We start from the raw sequence: 17,152 nt of genomic DNA on the forward strand, positions 1-17,152 counted from the left end.
TTCTATGCAACGGATCACAACCTTTATTTTTTCGCTTTTACTCTGCTCCATCTTAATGCAGAACTGTGATAAAGCACCTCAAGACAACGGCGAACGCCCGGAGGTCGGTATTGCGCTGGATTCACTGGTAAGGAGAGTCGCTATCCCAAGCCAGGCGATGGGTAAGGTATTCAATGCCAATGTGATTCTCCCGGAAAGCTACTTTCTGGACTCTAATGTTAATTTCTATCCGGTCATTTATCTGCTACATGGGTATTCCGGTAATTATGCCAACTGGTACGACCGGGTTCCCGGCCTCAAGGAGCTGTCCAGTGAGCATAATATGATTATCGTCACGCCAGATGGTAATTTCAATAGTTGGTACCTCAACAGTTATGTCGATTCCACTCAGCTCTTTTATGCCTACATCAGCCAAGAGGTTCCACAGTATATAGACGAGCATTTTCGTTCTTATCAAGATGCCCGCTATCGCGGAATTACAGGTTTGAGTATGGGTGGCCATGGTGCGCTAAGTATTGCACTTAAGCATCCTGATTGGTTTGGGGTAGCAGGGAGTATGAGTGGCGTTGTAGATTTACGAGCACATTCCGATGCTTGGGAAATAGATCAGCATCTGGGGGCTTATACAGAAGATAGCACCCGATGGGCAACTCATTCTGTTGTTGCTATAGCAGAAACGGTACGAGAGACACCTCATCTTATCATTGATTGTGGCACCGAAGACCAAATGCTGGCAGAAAACGAAGCTTTACATCAGGTATTATTAAATCGCGGCATTCCTCACACCTATATTGCGCGCCCCGGAAGCCACGACTGGCTCTACTGGGAGGAAGCGATTGTACACCAATTACTATTCTTCAAAAAACTTTTTGACGAAGGTTGAATAGGGGTGTAAGTGTTTTCATGAGTGTAAAGGTGTAAGCGTTTTCAAAATTCCCGTCCGACTTTCTGAGGGAGAACACTGAAGGCTCCTCACTACCAAGGCTGTTACTTCTCAGCAGGGACTTCCAATGCTTCTTTTTTTTCTCTTTGGGACATTTTTTGCATTTGTTTCCAAAGGAAGAAAAAACAGATACTAGCCGAAATTACATCGGCAATAGGAAAGGCGTAAAAAATACCTTTCAGTCCTATAATAGGAGGCAGAATGAGCAACAATGGGATCAGACAAAAACCCTGCTTGGTAAGTGTCAGTAGAAGTGCAGGCATTGCTTTGCCAATCGCTTGAAAATAAGCAGAACCAATTAACTGAAACAGGATCAAAGGAGTGGCCAGAAAGCTGGCGCGGATAGCAGGTACCGTAATGTCTATCAAGCCCTGGTCATTGGTAAACAGGCGAGCTATTGATGGCGTAAAAATCATAATAGCAGCAAAAGTCAGGGACGCAATAATGGTACCGCTGACCAATGAAAGGCGTATTATTTGGCGCACCCGATCCCAAAGTCTAGCGCCATAATTATAACCAGCAATAGGTAGGAAGCCTTGCGTAATTCCTAAGACCGGAAAATTGGTAAACATCATCATGCGCTGAATAATCCCATAGGCCGACATTGCCAGTGCCCCCCCATAAGCAAAAAGAGTGTTGTTTAATACAATAGAAAGTACAGCAATTACGCCTTGTCGGGCTAAAGTGACGGAACCCAGAGAAAATATTTCCCTTACCAAGCTCCACTTTAAACGCAGATAGCCCCAATTGATTTTCATCGTTGAACGCCCGCTAACAAAGAAATACCAACTGGTAAATATAGCGGCAAAACAGTAGGCTATAGTAGTGGCCCAGCCTGCCCCTGCCAACCCCATATCTAACCAAATGATAAAAATAGGGTCTAGAATTAAGTTCACTAAAGCTGGTACCATCATGGACATCATGGCTATCCGGGGCTGGCCTTCTGCCCTGATTACGGTATTTGACATCATGGCCCACGCCAGGCAAGGAATACCTAAAAGTACAATGCCAAAATATTCCTGAGCAGCAGCTAAGGTTTCTCCTTTACCACCAAAAAGCTTGAGGATCGGATTTTGTAGCAACACCCCCAAGGCAACGACACTCACTGCGATCACAATGGTAAGCGCTACCTGATTGCCAAACGTCTCCAATGCCCGCTGGCGGTCTCCCCTGCCTAAAGCACGAGAGACAATCGAACTGCCGCCAATACCAATAGCCATGCCCACACTAGAAATTAGAAAGGTGATCGGTAAAACGACAGTGATAGCACCAATGGCAATAGGTCCAACAAAATTGCCGACAAAAATAGTATCGACGATGCCATAAATAGACATCACTAAAATCCCAATGGATGCTGGGATAGCTTGCTGACTAAGCAACTGCCCAATCGGCGCTTTGCCTAGTTGTTCTGATTTTTCCATAGCTATGATCCCAGGGTTGGTAAATTACCGTAAACAGTAACGAGCGGCCAATATAGGAACCCCAAGTCAGAATTATTGTTGTACGACTAGGCTGCTTTACCAGAAAAATCTAATTTTAGGGAGTTTGCAAAAAAAATAATCTGCACCGCTTGCTATTTTTTTCTTAATCCCTTAACAAAAACAAGAATGGATTTTAGGTATTCTTCCTAAAATAGTAGGAGAAGTAAAAGTCTCTGACAATTTTTCCACCAATTGATAAAAAAATTATCAGAGTACAAAAGGTTTGCTTGGGTTAGAAGCTTTTTTATTCCAAAGAATAATATATAAATATATATGGTGGGAAGAGGGAGGGTCAAAAATAAACCCGGCTTTCACCGGGTTCCTTTAAATCTGGCATCAACTTAATGTGATGTCCCCCTTGTTAATATCTTGTAATAAGGTGTGTGCTTATTTTTCTTATGTTGCAAATGTAAACAGTAAACCAAGTACCTACAACCCCCATTTTGGGGGGTGCATCCAATTTTTTATAATATCAAGTCGTTTTTTTTACATACCAATTATTCCCGAGCAACAATGTTCCGAACTAACTCACTGATTATCATCCTTCTACTTTCCGTTGCTTCACTTGTTACAGGGCAGTCAATTTCAGGACAATGGCAAGGGATCGTATGGCAAACCAATAGCAGCGATACTTTTTCGTATGATTTACGACTACAACAGCAGGGGCAAGCGGTATCCGGGCAAGCGACCTCCAGCTCGAAGGATGGAAAAACAAGTGCCACTTTTATCATTAGTGGTCGGTGGTCGGAAGGGCAACTACAGCTACAGGAGGTTGAACAATTATCCCCCAAAAGTCCCTTGTGGTGTTTAAAGTTTATCACCGCTCGCCTAAGTAAAGATCAACGGGTCATAGATGGAGATTGGAAAGCCACAGGTTGTCAACCTGGGTTTATGCGTATGACCAAAGTTGGTGGGAGCCACGAAAAAGAACTTCCCTTTAGTTATCCTGGCCGCTGGACCGGGTATCTTTCACAATCAGATCGCGATTACGGTTTTTATTATGAACTAAACTTAACCGAAAACGGAAGAGGTAGTTCTCATATTGTCAGCGAAGGCGCTGGCGGCGAAGCAACGCACCTACTAAAATGGGAAGAGACCGAAGAAGGTATACAGTTTTGGGAAGACGGGATAGCAGAACGCACCGATCCTGATTGGAAATGGTGTATGAAAAACGGACAGCTTTTGCAAAACAGGGAGGATGGTACCTATCAGCTTTCAGGTGATTGGTCGGGCTACTTGGAGCATAAGACGCTAGCAACCGGGGCTTGTGCCCCAGGTACGGTTTTCCTGACCAAGCCTGTGTTAACACAGGTGGTGCAAGAATATGTGGACTCGCACGCCGATGCTTACCACGAAACCTCAGGCCGCACCGTAAAGGTCGACCGAGTACTACAAGTACGTAGTGATAAAATTCGAATAAAAGTATGGGACAATGGCATTGTCGATGGAGACATTTTGACCCTCTTTCTGAATGGCCAGCAGATCCTGCATGAGTACCGAGTCAATAAACGCAAGTGGAGTATACCTGTTGACGTTCTTCAGGGCGAGAACCTTCTGATTCTACACGCTGACGACCTGGGTGACATCCCCCCAAATACGGTAGCGGTCTCTATTGATGATGGCGTTAAAGAACAAGTCATTGTCTTGAGTTCCAACCTCCGGGAAAGTGGCGCTATTTTGATCCAGCCTTTTAAGGTGGACTAGGCATGTTTTTTTCTGAACCACCAAGGGCACCCGAGGGTAAATTCATGAATTTACCTTATCGGCAGGATTTGTCTTGAACCATATAAGGAAATAGAAGGGATTATAAGAGGCATATCCTACAGGGTAAATTGGAGCATACAAAAAGTCAGATAAATCATTCTTTTCAAACCTTTAATGCCTTTTTCTAAATTAAAGTCAGGCTGGATTTTGGCCTCAGCCAAAATTCGGGATGACTCATGTTTCTGCGCAATACTTTGGTGGTTCAAATCTATCTGAAATAGAGGCCTGTTGCGAATTCGACTTAATCCTCTTACCTTAGTCCTTTTATTGCGTAAAAAATTAATTGAGTGTTCGCTTCGCGGCTACTTCGTGGTCTTTGAGGTTTTCCAAACAGCTAACGCGCTTGAAATGAAGCGCTTCGCTAGCTGTTTGGAAAACGAATCCTCAATTTATTTTTGTGCTGTTCCTTATTTTTAAAAACTGCAGTTGTGGATAACAAAATGCTCGATAAGGTTGCCAAACCTTTCAATGTAGAACTTCCTGAAGTCGATGGGCTCTTTGATGCGCTGGACAAAGTCCTGCCTGCTATCCGCAAGCACAGTGAAGATTTACGAGAAGAGGAGTATTATTTGGGCCGCAACTGGATTGAACTGCGCGACGATGAAGACTTTCATGAAGTAATCCTCCACGTTTTTGACGAAGGTGGCGAATACGTTCGCTCTACCAATGGTAATATCGAGTGCGGCGAGTGGCGACTGATGAACGGAAAGTTTGTCTATGGCGCCAGCTCCTGCGACGCAGAAGTGTTTGACTTGGCCTTTCTCGACGAAGAGTTTTTTGTCCTCAGAAAACACGGTAATGCCCGCCTGTTTGAGCGTCGCTACCACGTTTTCATCATCGAACCCCTCTATCGCAAGCTGGAATGGAACGAAGCGGTGGAATACCTTTTTGACAAATACCGCAACTCCAATGGTTTCCTGATTACTGCAGCACTATTGCTGGTGATGGTGATTGTGTTGGCGTTGTTGTTGAGTTAGATATAATTAACTCCTCCAACATAAAAAGAGCCGTCACGACTAGCGTAACAGCTCTTTTTTCTTATATCGTGACAGTGGAACTGTCTTGTTGATATTTTATCCCTGCATCGCCTTCAACATCGTCACACCCAGATCAGCTGGAGAATTGACAACGTGGATACCACATGCTTCCATGATGGCCATTTTAGCTTCAGCCGTATCGTCTTTGCCGCCGATGATGGCACCAGCATGGCCCATCGTACGACCTTTAGGAGCGGTCTGACCAGCGATAAATCCAACAACAGGCTTGGTACCGTGGTTCTTGACGTATTCCGCAGCTTCTGCTTCCATGGTACCGCCAATTTCTCCGATCATGATGATGCCGTCGGTATCAGGATCATTCATCAGGAGTTCAACAGCGTCCTTGGTAGTAGTGCCAATGATAGGATCACCACCGATACCGATACAAGTACTTTGGCCCATACCCGCTTTGGTTACCTGATCTACCGCTTCGTAGGTTAGGGTACCAGAACGACTAACGATACCAATACGGCCAGGGTTGTGAATAAACCCAGGCATAATACCACACTTGGCTTCTCCCGGAGTAATAACACCCGGACAGTTAGGGCCAACCAAACGGCAATCGATGTCTTCGATATAAGCTTTGGCCTTTACCATATCCTGCACAGGAATACCTTCGGTAATACAGATGATCACTTTGATACCTGCTGCTGCTGCTTCCATAATAGCATCCGCCGCAAAGGGAGGAGGAACGAAAATAACAGAAGTATCTGCACCAGCTTGCACTACTGCATCTTCTACTGTGTTAAAAACCGGACGATCCAGGTGAGATTGGCCACCTTTACCGGGCGTTACACCACCTACTACGTTGGTTCCGTATTCGATCATTTGGCTAGCATGGAAGGTTCCTTCCTTACCAGTGAATCCCTGAACGATGATCTTTGAATCCTTGTTAATCAGTACAGACATGAAGCTAAGATTGTTACTTTGGTTTATATCTCGCAGCAGTAATTTACTGCTTATTTATTCTCCTCCTTAATAATGAACACATCCTCGTTGTTGCGCTGCATATAGTATTTCTCACGAGCAAAACGCTCTTTATTGATTTCCATATCCAGGCGCTGTTCTTCTTCACGCTCGATTTGCTCTTGGTAAAAAACCTTGTCTTGTTCCAGTTTATTAACGGTACGTTGAAGGTTTATTTGCGTGAGCACATCATGGCGATCAAAAAAGATCATGAAAGCGACAAAAGCTATAGCTGTAATAAAATAGCGGTTCCGCAAGGGAGTCGGCAGTTTATTCCAGAGGTCTTTTATGGCCTTATCCATAGGGTTGGGATGTATTTACGGCGCAAAGATAAGGCTTTATGTGAGCTTTCTAGTGAAAAATCACCATAGTTATTAGCCACAGAGACGTAAAAACAGACAGTCGTTACTGAATGCCCTAGCATCTCTGTGGCAAAATATGTTCTAGCCCAATAGTGCTTTACCTGGGTAAATGGCAGCATCGGTTAGTTCTTCTTCAATACGAAGAAGCTGGTTGTATTTCGCGATTCTGTCAGAACGAGAAGCAGAACCCGTTTTGATTTGCCCCGTATTCAATGCTACTGCCAAATCAGCGATGGTTGTATCTTCTGTTTCTCCAGAACGGTGGCTCATAACGCTGGTATAGCTATTGCGGGTAGCAAGCTGTACTGCATCAATCGTTTCCGTAAGGGTACCGATCTGGTTCACCTTGATCAAGATACTGTTGGCAGCACCCATCTCAATACCGCGCTGTAGGCGCTTGGTGTTGGTTACAAACAAATCATCCCCAACCAGTTGTACCTTATGGCCAACGCGGTCGGTCATCAATTTCCAAGCATCCCAATCATCCTCATCCAGGCCATCTTCAATAGAAAGGATAGGGTACTTATTCACCCAATCTTCCCAATAGGAAACCATATCAGATGGGCTCAATTTTTCGCCTGTTGACTGGTGAAAGTGGTAAACATTCTCTTCTTTGTTGTAAAACTCAGAAGCAGCAGCATCCATAGCGATCATGATATCCTCGCCTGGGCGGAAGCCAGCAGCTTCGATAGCCATAAGCACGGTCTCAATCGCCTCTACGTTGCTCTTGATATTTGGCGCAAAGCCACCTTCATCACCTACGTTGGTGCTGTAGCCCTTCTTCTTCAGTACGGTCTTCAGGTGGTGGAAAATTTCTACCCCCATACGTAAACCTTCAGAAAACTGCTCAGCACCTACAGGCATGATCATGAATTCCTGAAAGTCGATGCTGTTATCTGCGTGAGAACCACCATTGAGGATGTTCATCATTGGTACCGGCATCACGTGAGCGTTTACCCCGCCGATATAACGGTACAAAGGCTGTTCACTGCTAGCGGCGGCGGCTTTAGCGACGGCCAAACTTACGCCTAACATCGCATTGGCACCCAACTTAGATTTATTAGCAGTTCCATCCAGATCAATCATGATCTGATCGATGTAACGCTGCTCATAGACACTTACGCCGATGAGTTCGTCAGCGATAACCTCTTCCACGTTACGGCAAGCCTTTAAAACACCTTTCCCCAGAAACCGTTCTTTGTCGTCATCGCGAAGTTCTACTGCTTCGTGTACGCCTGTAGATGCTCCAGAAGGAACTGCTGCACGGCCGACAATACCTTCCTCGGTTAGTACTTCTACTTCTACCGTAGGATTGCCTCGGGAATCCAAGATTTCCCGTGAGCGAATGTCAAGAATATTACTCATCGCTTATTGTTTTTAAATTAATAATTTTAATCCTGCCGGGTTGCGGAGACGTTGCGATGCCTCTTTGCGGGAGACATTGTGATGCGACGTTTCTACGAATCGGCCATCAATGCCACAAACTGATCGAAAAGATAGCGGGCATCATGTGGCCCGGGGTTCGATTCGGGGTGATACTGTACAGAAAAAGCTGGTTTGCCGATCACCCGGATACCTTCAATGGTATCATCATTTAGATTAACGTGGGTGATTTCTACTTTGTCTGCATTGGCTTTAATAGCGGCAGGGCTTACGCCAAAACCGTGGTTCTGGCTGGTAATTTCAGATTTGCCAGTCACCAGATTTTTTACGGGGTGGTTAATCCCACGGTGACCGTTATGCATTTTATAGGTAGGAATATCGAGTGCCTGGGCTAAAATCTGATGCCCCAGACATATTCCAAATAGTGGCTTTTCAGCAGCCAAAATAGCTTTAGCGGTTTGGGTAGCATATTCCATCGGTGCTGGATCACCAGGGCCATTGCTAAGGAAATACCCATCGGCCTTGAATGTTGCCAACTCCTCCATAGACGTTTTGGCAGGGAAGACTTTCATGAAACAATCCCGCTGGGCGAAACTCCGCAGGATATTTTCTTTCACACCATAATCAAGTACTGCTACCTTATACTTAGCGTCTGGTTGCCCATAAGTATAGGATTCTTTGGTACTGACTTTACTGGCCAATTCCAGCCCCTTCATGCTAGGAGCCTCGGCCAGGCGTTTTTTCAACACCTCTACATCGAGTTCTTCACTGGAAATGATGGCATTCATGGCCCCTTTATCACGAATATGACGAACGATAGCTCGGGTATCCACATCGGAAATTCCAACCATCCCCCCTTCTTCAAAATATTCTTGAATATTTTGGGTAGCCTGAGGACGGTGGTAAGGAACAGTGAAGTTTTTACACACCAAACCCGCTATTTTGAGCGAGTTAGATTCTACTTCTTCTTTTTTAGCACCATAATTTCCAATATGCGCATTGGTCATCACGAGTATTTGTCCGAAATAAGAAGGGTCAGTAAAAATTTCCTGGTAACCGGTCATTCCGGTGTTAAAACAGATTTCGCCAGTAGTAGTACCAATTTTACCAGCGGCTTTACCCCGATAGACAGTGCCATCTTCCAATAACAGGATGGCGGGGGGGAGCGAAGAATTTGCCATAGATTGCGGTTTCGTTTTGACCGCACGCAAAGATAGGTAAGGCTGGGTACTTTGGGTAATGAGTAGCGTTTTTTTTGAAAAATCATTTTTGCGCCAGCTTTTCATGACTCATTTGAGCGACTAGGCGCATTGCGGCCCACACTCCGACGCAGGGACTAACAGAGACTAAACGCGGTGGCTGGTCGGAAGACCAGCGGGATATATCCCGACCGCGAAGTGTCGTGGTCGGGATTAGTTTGGAAACTAACCTGCGCAGGATCGATAGTTCGCCCAGAATAGCAAAGTAGCTACTTTATCACACTCCTTCCTTGCGAGGAGTTAAGTTGGGACACATCTTAACCATCATCAAGCGTGGTGTCAATAAAAAGCACCTTGGAGAGGTGGAATATTGGAAGAAAACAATAGGCAACCGATGAAACGACCTCGGATGAGGTCGCAAAATAGAAAATGTCACCCTCTATTTTGATTCTTTTGCCCCGTCAACCAATCTGGATTAATATTCGATCTCTCCCGAGATTGGTTTAACTCCGACAAACATGGCACACCCAATCTATGACCTCGCCGAGGTCAAAACACATAAATGTGTCCCAACTGTATCATCGCACTGGTACGATTAGCGAGCATGTTCGTTTCGTTTCAGCCATACGTAAAAAGGAATACCTGACATCAACAACAAAAAGCCCCAGAAAACGACTTCTTGCCCGCAACCGATAATGATCCAGATAGAAAAACAAAAAGCCCCCAACGCCAAGAGCAGGTGAAGTTTTTTTTGTTTTGTTTTTTTGGCGAAGACCAGTAGTGCAAAACTGGCCGTAGAAAACAAGTAAGGGGTAATAACGGACAAGGTAGAGAGCGTCATCATAAACGTAAAGGCACTGACCAAGGATTCCGAGAAGTTGAGTAGCATCAACAGCGACACCAATAGGCTGGATAAAACAATACCGATAGCGGGCTGGCTTCGTCCATTGAGCTGGGAAAAGACTTTGGGAAACAAGCCATTTTTGGCCGCCGCCAGTGGAATTTGTCCCTGAATCAATAACCACCCGTTGAGCGCACCCATGGTAGCGATGATTGCTCCGGCGGCAACAATATATTCTGCTGTATCGCCCCAAAACAAGGCCGCAGCATCGGCAAAAGGAGCCGTAGAATTGGCTAATACCTCTGGCGGAACGATCCCCATAACGGCAGCCGAACTAAGGATGTATAGAACGACCGTCAGCAGGGTTCCATAAATTGTAGCCCGGCGGATAGTCGTTTTGGCATTGCTGACCTTGGTGGCTGGAATGGTGGCGCTTTCCATGCCCAAATAGGCAAACAAAGTAAGGGTAGTAGTGGTGGTAATGGCCGACCAATTGGAGCTTCCGCTTTGATTAAAAGGGATAAAATGCTCGACTTTGAAGTAAAAAATGCCAATAAAGCCAATTAACAGAATGGGCACCAGCTTGAGTATCGTTGTAACTAACTGCACCCACCCTACGGTATGAATACTACGGGTATTGACGTAAGTAAAAAACCAGATAAAGGCGAGGCCGGTAAGAATTGCCAATTGAGGTTCTACCTTCAGGATGGGAAAAAATACACCGAGGTAGCCCACCAAGGCTACGGTAATTGCTGCGTTTGTACTCCAGATAGACACCCAATACCCCCACGCGACCAGATAGGCAGGAAACTCGCCCAAACCTACACGGGTATAGGCATAAGGACCGCCATCTGCCTCGGGCAACCATTTACTAAGGTTACCGAAAACCACGGCTAAAAGAATTGCACCTAACGATGAGAAGACCCAACCAACCAAGCTGATGCCGCCATAAATAGCCAAAGAGGCTGGTAAGAGAAAAATGCCAGAGCCTACCATGTTCCCTACTACCAGTGCAAGGCTGGCGCCAAATCCAAGCTTTTCGTTAGGCATTTTACGAAAAGGTACAAAGATTTCAATCTATCTCCCAGCCGTGCTTTTCCCAATCTTCTTCATAATCGATATCAGAAAGGACAGGAAGGAGTGCGTGCGACCACTCATTGCTGCTTATGATTTCTAGTGTCTGAGGCAGTACCGTTTCTGTACTCCACGCTACATTTTGAAAAACTTCGGGATGAAATTTCTTCATTCCCAACAAGTAGTAACCGCCATCTTCGGCGGGGCCAATGACGAAGTCGTTGGTCTCCAATAGCTGGATACCTTGTTCTACAATAGCTGGACTAAGCTGGGCACAATCGCTACCGATAATTAAAACGGGGCCGCCATTTTCTTCGAAGGCTTGCTGAAAAGCGGCTGTCATGCGGTCTCCCAAGCCACCAGACACCTGTAGGTACTTTGAGAAACCTTGATTTGGCCAATTGTCTTTTTCATCAATGAAAGAGCTGTAAAAGAGTATTCGCTGCGCATCAACAGCTTGTGTGAGTTGGCAAGTGTGGTCGAGTAGCGCGCGGTAAATTTTCAGTGCCCGTTCAGGACCGACTGTCTGCGCGAGGCGGGTTTTTGCCTTGCCGAGTTCCGGATTTTTTATAAAAATGAGGAGGGTTGCGCGGTTGGCCATAGCGTTGTATGATAATTTGGAGACACAAAAGTAGAGATTCCTCAATTAATCTCGGTCGTAGATGGTTCCCTTCTTGTGTTTTAGTAGCCCGCCGGGTTTCTTGCGGAAGACCGCCACTATTTCAGCAGCTATAGATAGCGCAATCTCGCTAGGGGATTCTGCACCAACTTCCAAACCGGTAGGTGCATGGAGAAAATCCATGTTTTCGAGATCCATTCCCAGGTCGTCTTGCATTTTCAGGAGGCGTTTTTTTGGGCCGAGCATTCCCATGTACGGAGGGCACTTGGCGGCAAACAGCGGCAGCATGGCTTTGTCTTTATTGTAATCATGCGACATGAGCATCACCGCCGTATAATCATGCACTGGCAGCTCGTCTGCCTGATCATAATCTACCACTCGTTTGGCCATTTCAAACATGGCTTTTGACATTTTTTTTGCTTTGCCAATCAGGTAGGTTTCCCAGCCCAACTCTTTGGCAATACCTAGCATGGCCAACACATCGTAATTGTCGCCAACGATGATCAACCGGGTTTCAGGGCGGATGAATTCTACCAGTAATTTCACTTGTTGCCCGTTCACATTACAGACAAAAAGCCGGGGTTTCTTTTTACTCAGGGTTTCCTTGATATGAGGAATGAGTGTGTCCGTATCAATCCCTACGAAAGGGGCTGGATGACTAAGGTCTTCTACCAATTGGTGCTCTCCCAAAAGGCTACTATCCTCAGGAGCCTCAATAATTTTGAGCATAATAGCGGGCTGGTCAGCATCAATGATACGCTTAAGTTGAGTGACTTCATTATTTGAGTCGGTAGGGTCTAGTGGAGTAAATACAACTTCGATGCGCCCATTACAGCCGAGGCCCACGCCGATTTGGTTTTCGTCGTCGTCCATGGTATCGTACAAAACCCTAGTGGCTTCATTTTTAAAGATAGCCATCTGTGATCGCTGCAATGCATCCCGCTCCAGGCAACCACCACTGATACCGCCCGTCCATACCCCGTTGCTGCGTACCAACATTCGGGCACCGATTCGCCGATAAGAAGATTCTTCTACGTTAACAACCGAAGCCAGTGCAGCTTTTTCAGTGCTAAAATCAATCTGCTCGTACTCCTGAATAATTCTTCTAATCTCTTTCACGCTTAGATATAAATTAACAATACTCTGGCCTATTTATTTTGGGGCCATGCCGTCTCCCATCCCGACTAGAAAAGTCGGGACGGGATCGGCACCGGGCTGTCGGTCGCTACCGCTCCTGCCCATCCCTTGTCCTTGGTCGCTCCGCGCCCCGAGCTTCGGCCTTCTGGCCTGCGCACTGACTGTAAGCGCAAGGGTTCACTTACGTAAATCCTGATAATGGAGGGCTTTGAAATCAATTTTTCCATTGCGCTTTTTAATATGCTCAATTACCTGAACCGCTCGCCAGATACGGTCGTCGCTATCGGTGCCTTGGCTGACGACATAAAGCATCGTCCGCAATTTACCGGGAGAAAGTGAGTGAAAAACCTTATCACCTTCCGAATCTTCCGCAAGTACTGCGGCCATTTCTTCGGGCATGGGCAAGCCGTACTTGCTATCGTCTGGGAACAACTCCGTGACGATGGTTTTGCCTTCCTCCAGGGCAAGTTTTTTTATCCTTCCCTGATTAACTTTGATCACGTAAACACCGCCGCCAATAGGCGTAAGGGCACACTGGTGAGGGTCTTGTCCATTGAGGACGCAAACCACCCGTTTTTTTGTGGGGCTGGCAAGAAAGGCAGCCGTAACATCGGCAGGAACCCTTACCTGCCAGTTGAACAATTTGGAGTTAGCGGCTTCAAGTGGCGCAGAAAACTGAAATTTCATGGTCTAAAATTGGTGACGTTATAGACGAATAGCGGTCTGAATAAAAGTGGCTGTACTTTCCCTAAAGTAGCCACTTTACCTTAATTTTGGCTAAAATCTTTATTTTTCGCACAAGCTGCAATGATTTGTAAGCTGTATTGAAAAAAAATAAAACAACGATATGAAATCTATTACCACTATTGGTGTTGTCTTGGTACTATTGTTACTTCTTTTTATGGGGGGCTGTAGCAGCTATAACGGATTTGTGGATTCAGAAGAAAATGTAGACCAAGCCTGGGCTAATGTTCAAACGCAGTACCAGCGGAGGACCGACTTGATTACGAACCTTGTGAATACCGTGAAAGGAGCAGCCAACTTCGAAAGAGAGACGCTAGAAGCCGTTGTCAATGCCCGTGCCAAAGCTACCAGTGTAAATATTGACCCTAGTAACTTGACTGCTGACAAGCTACAGGAGTTTCAGGCTGCACAATCTCAACTGGGGCAATCTTTGGGCCGTTTATTGGTAACTGTTGAGAAATATCCGGAATTACAAGCCAATGCAAATTTCCGTGATTTGCAGACCCAACTGGAGGGCACAGAAAACCGGGTGGCTGTATCTCGCCAAAACTTCAATGAGGTAGTAACGAGCTATAATAAAAAAGTGCGCCGGTTCCCAGCTAGCTTCTTTGCCAGCATCTTTGGCTTTAGCGAAAAAGCACAATTTGAAGCGCAAGCTGGTTCAGAAAATGCGCCCGCGGTTAATTTTGATTAAAAAACGCGGACCGACTTTGGAGGGTAGCACGGCGCAGCAGAGCGAGCACAGCCAGGGATAGAAGCGGTATGCAATGCGCAGCACTGCATAAGAGCGGATAGCCCGCTCCCGCCCTTTGGGCCGGGAGGATGCCTAAAAAAGAGACAAGATGTTGCTGCGCTGCAATGTCTGTACAATAAAAAAGATGGAGACGTTGCGATGCGATGTTTCCATCTTTTTTTTGCCCATTTTCATTTTTGGCACGCTTTTGGATTGAGGAGTACTTGAACACTATTTCAAGAAAAATTTCCAAAATCTAACCCAAGATGAATAAAGTATTTCGCTCCTTTTTGATGATGGTTGCTGTGATGATCGTGTGTGGTACAGGATTGAATGCTCAGCGCGCTATCTTTGTTGAAGAATCGTTTGCCGACGAAGACTTTGACCTTTCTAATTCAGAACTCCCATCATGGGAAATCATTCAAGGCGGCCCCGGCAAGGATGGTATTCCTTCCTTAACCGACCCTCATTTCACCTCTGCACGGTCAGACAGGTGGCTCACAGAAGAAGACTTGGTGATCGGTGTAACCCGGAACGGCGTAACCAAAGCCTACCCTATTCGCGTACTTAACTACCATGAGGTTATCAATGATGATTTCAAAGGAGAACGTGTAGCCATTACTTACAGCCCATTGTGTGGCAGTGCGATGGCTTACCGTACCGAGGCGCACGAACAGACCTGGGAGTTGGCTGTATCTGGCTTGCTCTACAATAACAATGCCCTGTATTTCGACCGGGAAACAGAAAGCCTATGGTCACAGACCTTGGGGCGTGCAGTAGCTGGCCCAGTGGCAGGTGCACAACTTGACCTACTACCTACTACGCTAACGACTTGGGGTGAATGGCAGGAACGCCACCCTGAAACCTTGCTCCTGGCCGAAGAAACCGGCTATACCCGCAACTATGATGTGGATGCTTATGCCTACTACGGCACTACCGATCGACTGATGTTTCCGATGAACGCTAGCGACGATCGCTTACAACTTAAAGAAAGAATCGTAGGCGTACAAATTGATGGCGTTTACAAAGCATACCCTTATGCTGTACTCGAAAAAGCGGAAGATCAAATCACACTAGACATGGTCAATGGACAGGAAGTAAGCATTGAGTTTGTTGCTACTGCACAAGCTGCTTATGTAACTGACTTGGAAGGAAACCCGCTACCAAGTGCCAGCATGTACTGGTTCTCTTGGTCGGCTGCTCACCCAAGCACCGAGGTGTACAGCACCCCCGAAGGACCTACCAGCTTATCCATGAGTGTTGGTGATTAAGAGCATTCGAAAAAAGAAATGTTTTATCCAATCACCCTTTATTGCGCAGAAAATAAATGACAATTTTTTTTGAGTTTTTCAGATAGTTAAAACACTCTAAATGAAGCGTTTATTCAACTATTACGAAAAACAAAATTGCATATAATTTTCGTGCTGTCCTTTAGGCACAAACCGGACATAAACGATTGGATTGTTGATGAGTGGGCCCACCGATGGTGGGCCTGCTTTTTTTATTCAAAAGAAAGGTATGGCTTGATTTTCTGCTTGGTTTGCTCTTCCAAGCCATACAATTTATCCAGATCAGCAGTGGTAGCATACGCCCCATGTTCCTCGCGATAATTGACGATCATGCGGGCATCGCTGAAGCGGAGGTAGGGGTGTGTGGCCAATTCTTCCACCGTAGCGGTGTTGATTTTCAGCTTGCGCAAAATAGGTGAAGGTCGCAACTGTAGGGAAATCTTCTGGAAAACACTATCTGGCAGCCCGTAAGTTTCGCTGACTTGCTGTACGCTTTGAAAGCCTCCCAGTTTATCTCTAAAGTTGACAATGCGCTTACTAAATGCGGGGCCAATGCCTCGTAATTCTTGCCATTCTGCGGCGCTGGCCTGATTAATGTCGATGATGACCTTGGAAGAAACATCTTCATAAGTGCGTGGAGTATCATCGGCGCTGGCGAAGGCATCGTTCGCAGCCTCAGGTAGCTCTACATACGGTAGCAGGCGCTCAAAATCAGTTGTGGACAATCCATAAACCTTCTGTATTTCCTCTGGCTTTCGGAATCTTCCACCACTGGCCAGAAAGCGGGTCCAGTTGTGGGCGACCTTTTCGGAAATGCCCATAATTTGCAGGGTGTTTTTGCTTACATCATTTGGGTTAAAGGTTTGCATTATCGGCGCAGCCGTAGGGGGTGCATCCTGTTGATCAGCAGCATCTGTTTCCTTTCCAAAAGCCAGATAAGGTTTAAGCGCTGAACGTTCTTGCTCAGAGAGTGCCCGGAATTTCTCAACATCTTGCCACGATTTGAATGCTCCTCCCTTGCGTACATAACTCAGCCAGGAACGAATACTTCCTGCCGATACACCCAGCGCTTGAAGGTCTTCTTGGGTAGCTTTATTAGGATCAAAAACATGGGGAGATAAAGTTGCATCGTTATTTTGTGCTATAGCACTTTCTTTCTCAGAAACGAAAGCATTCCCCCGCTTGCTGACTTCTTCAACAAAAGATGAAAAATCGACAGGATCGTGCTGGCTGCGATCAGGCAGAAAGCCTGGCAAAATAAAAAGCACAACGCAGAGAGTAATCAATACAATGATGCCTATTCGTTCTCCCTTGCTGAAATAAAAAAAGTGATTGTCCATGGGTCCTTTTATTGCGCAGAAAATAAAACATGTTTTCGCTTCGCGGTTTCTTCGAGGTTTCTCAAGTTTTCCAAATAGTTAAAACACTTAAAATGAATCGTTTATTTAACTATTATGAAAAACAAAACCACTCTTTATTTTCGTGCTGTTCCTTTTATTGCGCAGAAAATAAAATATGGTTTTCCTCAAGTTTTCCAAATAGTTAAAACACTTAAAATGAATCGTTTATTNAACTATTAT

General features: G+C 45.7%; 15 protein-coding genes. 5 read left to right on the plus strand and 10 right to left on the minus strand.

Going from position 1 to position 17,152, the window contains the following annotated elements; all coding sequences use genetic code 11:
• Positions 1 to 4 precede the first annotated feature (4 nt).
• Positions 5 to 883: an alpha/beta hydrolase gene (locus A3EU_RS0102840; protein WP_020534606.1), complete on the plus strand. Its 879-nt coding sequence runs from the start codon at positions 5 to 7 to the stop codon at positions 881 to 883.
• Positions 884 to 987: 104 nt separating this feature from the next.
• Here the strand turns inward: A3EU_RS0102840 and A3EU_RS0102845 are convergent, their stop codons facing one another.
• Entirely contained in the window at positions 988 to 2,364 is a 1,377-nt protein-coding gene (locus A3EU_RS0102845) for an MATE family efflux transporter (protein WP_020534607.1), read from the minus strand.
• A 573-nt stretch (positions 2,365 to 2,937) separates the two neighbouring features.
• Between A3EU_RS0102845 and A3EU_RS0102850 the strand changes: the two genes are divergently transcribed.
• A complete protein-coding gene (locus tag A3EU_RS0102850; protein WP_020534608.1) occupies positions 2,938 to 4,128 on the plus strand; it encodes a hypothetical protein in 1,191 nt (396 codons plus the stop codon).
• A gap of 488 nt (positions 4,129 to 4,616) precedes the next feature.
• The gene (locus tag A3EU_RS0102860; RefSeq protein ID WP_156825628.1) at positions 4,617 to 5,165 is read left to right on the plus strand and encodes a hypothetical protein; all 549 of its coding nucleotides are present in this window, start codon (positions 4,617 to 4,619) and stop codon (positions 5,163 to 5,165) included.
• Positions 5,166 to 5,261: 96 nt separating this feature from the next.
• Here the strand turns inward: A3EU_RS0102860 and sucD are convergent, their stop codons facing one another.
• The 8 genes from sucD to A3EU_RS0102900 all read right to left on the minus strand — a co-directional run bounded on the left by sucD (position 5,262) and on the right by A3EU_RS0102900 (position 13,493).
• On the minus strand, positions 5,262 to 6,134 hold the full coding sequence (gene sucD / locus A3EU_RS0102865; RefSeq protein ID WP_020534611.1) for a succinate--CoA ligase subunit alpha: 873 nt from the start codon (positions 6,132 to 6,134) through the stop codon (positions 5,262 to 5,264).
• A 50-nt stretch (positions 6,135 to 6,184) separates the two neighbouring features.
• The gene (locus A3EU_RS0102870) at positions 6,185 to 6,493 is read right to left on the minus strand and encodes a hypothetical protein (RefSeq protein ID WP_020534612.1); all 309 of its coding nucleotides are present in this window, start codon (positions 6,491 to 6,493) and stop codon (positions 6,185 to 6,187) included.
• A gap of 141 nt (positions 6,494 to 6,634) precedes the next feature.
• Positions 6,635 to 7,918, minus strand: a complete 1,284-nt coding sequence (eno, locus tag A3EU_RS0102875) for a phosphopyruvate hydratase (RefSeq protein WP_020534613.1) — start codon at positions 7,916 to 7,918, stop codon at positions 6,635 to 6,637.
• Between the two features lie 92 nt (positions 7,919 to 8,010).
• Positions 8,011 to 9,117 carry a glutamine-hydrolyzing carbamoyl-phosphate synthase small subunit gene (carA, locus tag A3EU_RS0102880; protein WP_026211194.1) on the minus strand — a complete coding sequence of 369 codons (1,107 nt, stop codon included), beginning with the start codon at positions 9,115 to 9,117 and terminating at the stop codon, positions 8,011 to 8,013.
• A 613-nt stretch (positions 9,118 to 9,730) separates the two neighbouring features.
• Positions 9,731 to 11,026 carry an amino acid permease gene (locus A3EU_RS0102885; RefSeq protein ID WP_020534615.1) on the minus strand — a complete coding sequence of 432 codons (1,296 nt, stop codon included), beginning with the start codon at positions 11,024 to 11,026 and terminating at the stop codon, positions 9,731 to 9,733.
• A gap of 22 nt (positions 11,027 to 11,048) precedes the next feature.
• Complete coding sequence (locus tag A3EU_RS0102890) at positions 11,049 to 11,651, minus strand: TIGR04282 family arsenosugar biosynthesis glycosyltransferase (protein ID WP_020534616.1); 603 nt, start codon at positions 11,649 to 11,651, stop codon at positions 11,049 to 11,051.
• Positions 11,652 to 11,696: 45 nt separating this feature from the next.
• A complete protein-coding gene (locus A3EU_RS0102895) occupies positions 11,697 to 12,788 on the minus strand; it encodes an XdhC family protein (protein ID WP_020534617.1) in 1,092 nt (363 codons plus the stop codon).
• A gap of 195 nt (positions 12,789 to 12,983) precedes the next feature.
• Positions 12,984 to 13,493 (minus strand): DUF1905 domain-containing protein, encoded by a 510-nt coding sequence (locus A3EU_RS0102900; protein ID WP_020534618.1) that lies wholly within the window; start codon positions 13,491 to 13,493, stop codon positions 12,984 to 12,986.
• A gap of 160 nt (positions 13,494 to 13,653) precedes the next feature.
• On the opposite strand from A3EU_RS0102900, the gene A3EU_RS0102905 reads away from it, so the two are divergent.
• Together A3EU_RS0102905 and A3EU_RS29185 are read left to right on the plus strand one after the other, a co-directional pair.
• On the plus strand, positions 13,654 to 14,244 hold the full coding sequence (locus tag A3EU_RS0102905) for a LemA family protein (RefSeq protein ID WP_020534619.1): 591 nt from the start codon (positions 13,654 to 13,656) through the stop codon (positions 14,242 to 14,244).
• Between the two features lie 305 nt (positions 14,245 to 14,549).
• Positions 14,550 to 15,554, plus strand: coding sequence for a DUF3179 domain-containing protein (locus A3EU_RS29185; RefSeq protein ID WP_020534621.1), 1,005 nt, complete (start codon positions 14,550 to 14,552; stop codon positions 15,552 to 15,554).
• Positions 15,555 to 15,784: 230 nt separating this feature from the next.
• Here A3EU_RS29185 and A3EU_RS29190 read toward each other — a convergent pair whose 3' ends face one another.
• Positions 15,785 to 16,912 (minus strand): helix-hairpin-helix domain-containing protein, encoded by a 1,128-nt coding sequence (locus A3EU_RS29190; RefSeq protein WP_020534622.1) that lies wholly within the window; start codon positions 16,910 to 16,912, stop codon positions 15,785 to 15,787.
• Positions 16,913 to 17,152 lie beyond the last annotated feature (240 nt).

The organism is Lewinella cohaerens DSM 23179 (assembly GCF_000379805.1).
Lineage (GTDB): Bacteria > Bacteroidota > Bacteroidia > Chitinophagales > Saprospiraceae > Lewinella > Lewinella cohaerens.

Excerpts from the sequence above, each read along its gene's own strand:
- A3EU_RS0102840 (WP_020534606.1), top strand. The coding sequence starts at position 5 with ATGCAACGGATCACAACCTTTATTTTTTCGCTTTTACTCTGCTCCATC.
- A3EU_RS0102845 (WP_020534607.1), bottom strand. The coding sequence starts at position 2,364 with ATGGAAAAATCAGAACAACTAGGCAAAGCGCCGATTGGGCAGTTGCTT.
- A3EU_RS0102850 (WP_020534608.1), top strand. The coding sequence starts at position 2,938 with ATGTTCCGAACTAACTCACTGATTATCATCCTTCTACTTTCCGTTGCT.
- sucD (WP_020534611.1), bottom strand. The coding sequence starts at position 6,134 with ATGTCTGTACTGATTAACAAGGATTCAAAGATCATCGTTCAGGGATTC.
- A3EU_RS0102870 (WP_020534612.1), bottom strand. The coding sequence starts at position 6,493 with ATGGATAAGGCCATAAAAGACCTCTGGAATAAACTGCCGACTCCCTTG.
- eno (WP_020534613.1), bottom strand. The coding sequence starts at position 7,918 with ATGAGTAATATTCTTGACATTCGCTCACGGGAAATCTTGGATTCCCGA.
- carA (WP_026211194.1), bottom strand. The coding sequence starts at position 9,117 with ATGGCAAATTCTTCGCTCCCCCCCGCCATCCTGTTATTGGAAGATGGC.
- A3EU_RS0102885 (WP_020534615.1), bottom strand. The coding sequence starts at position 11,026 with ATGCCTAACGAAAAGCTTGGATTTGGCGCCAGCCTTGCACTGGTAGTA.
- A3EU_RS0102890 (WP_020534616.1), bottom strand. The coding sequence starts at position 11,651 with ATGGCCAACCGCGCAACCCTCCTCATTTTTATAAAAAATCCGGAACTC.
- A3EU_RS0102900 (WP_020534618.1), bottom strand. The coding sequence starts at position 13,493 with ATGAAATTTCAGTTTTCTGCGCCACTTGAAGCCGCTAACTCCAAATTG.
- A3EU_RS0102905 (WP_020534619.1), top strand. The coding sequence starts at position 13,654 with ATGAAATCTATTACCACTATTGGTGTTGTCTTGGTACTATTGTTACTT.
- A3EU_RS29185 (WP_020534621.1), top strand. The coding sequence starts at position 14,550 with ATGAATAAAGTATTTCGCTCCTTTTTGATGATGGTTGCTGTGATGATC.
- A3EU_RS29190 (WP_020534622.1), bottom strand. The coding sequence starts at position 16,912 with ATGGACAATCACTTTTTTTATTTCAGCAAGGGAGAACGAATAGGCATC.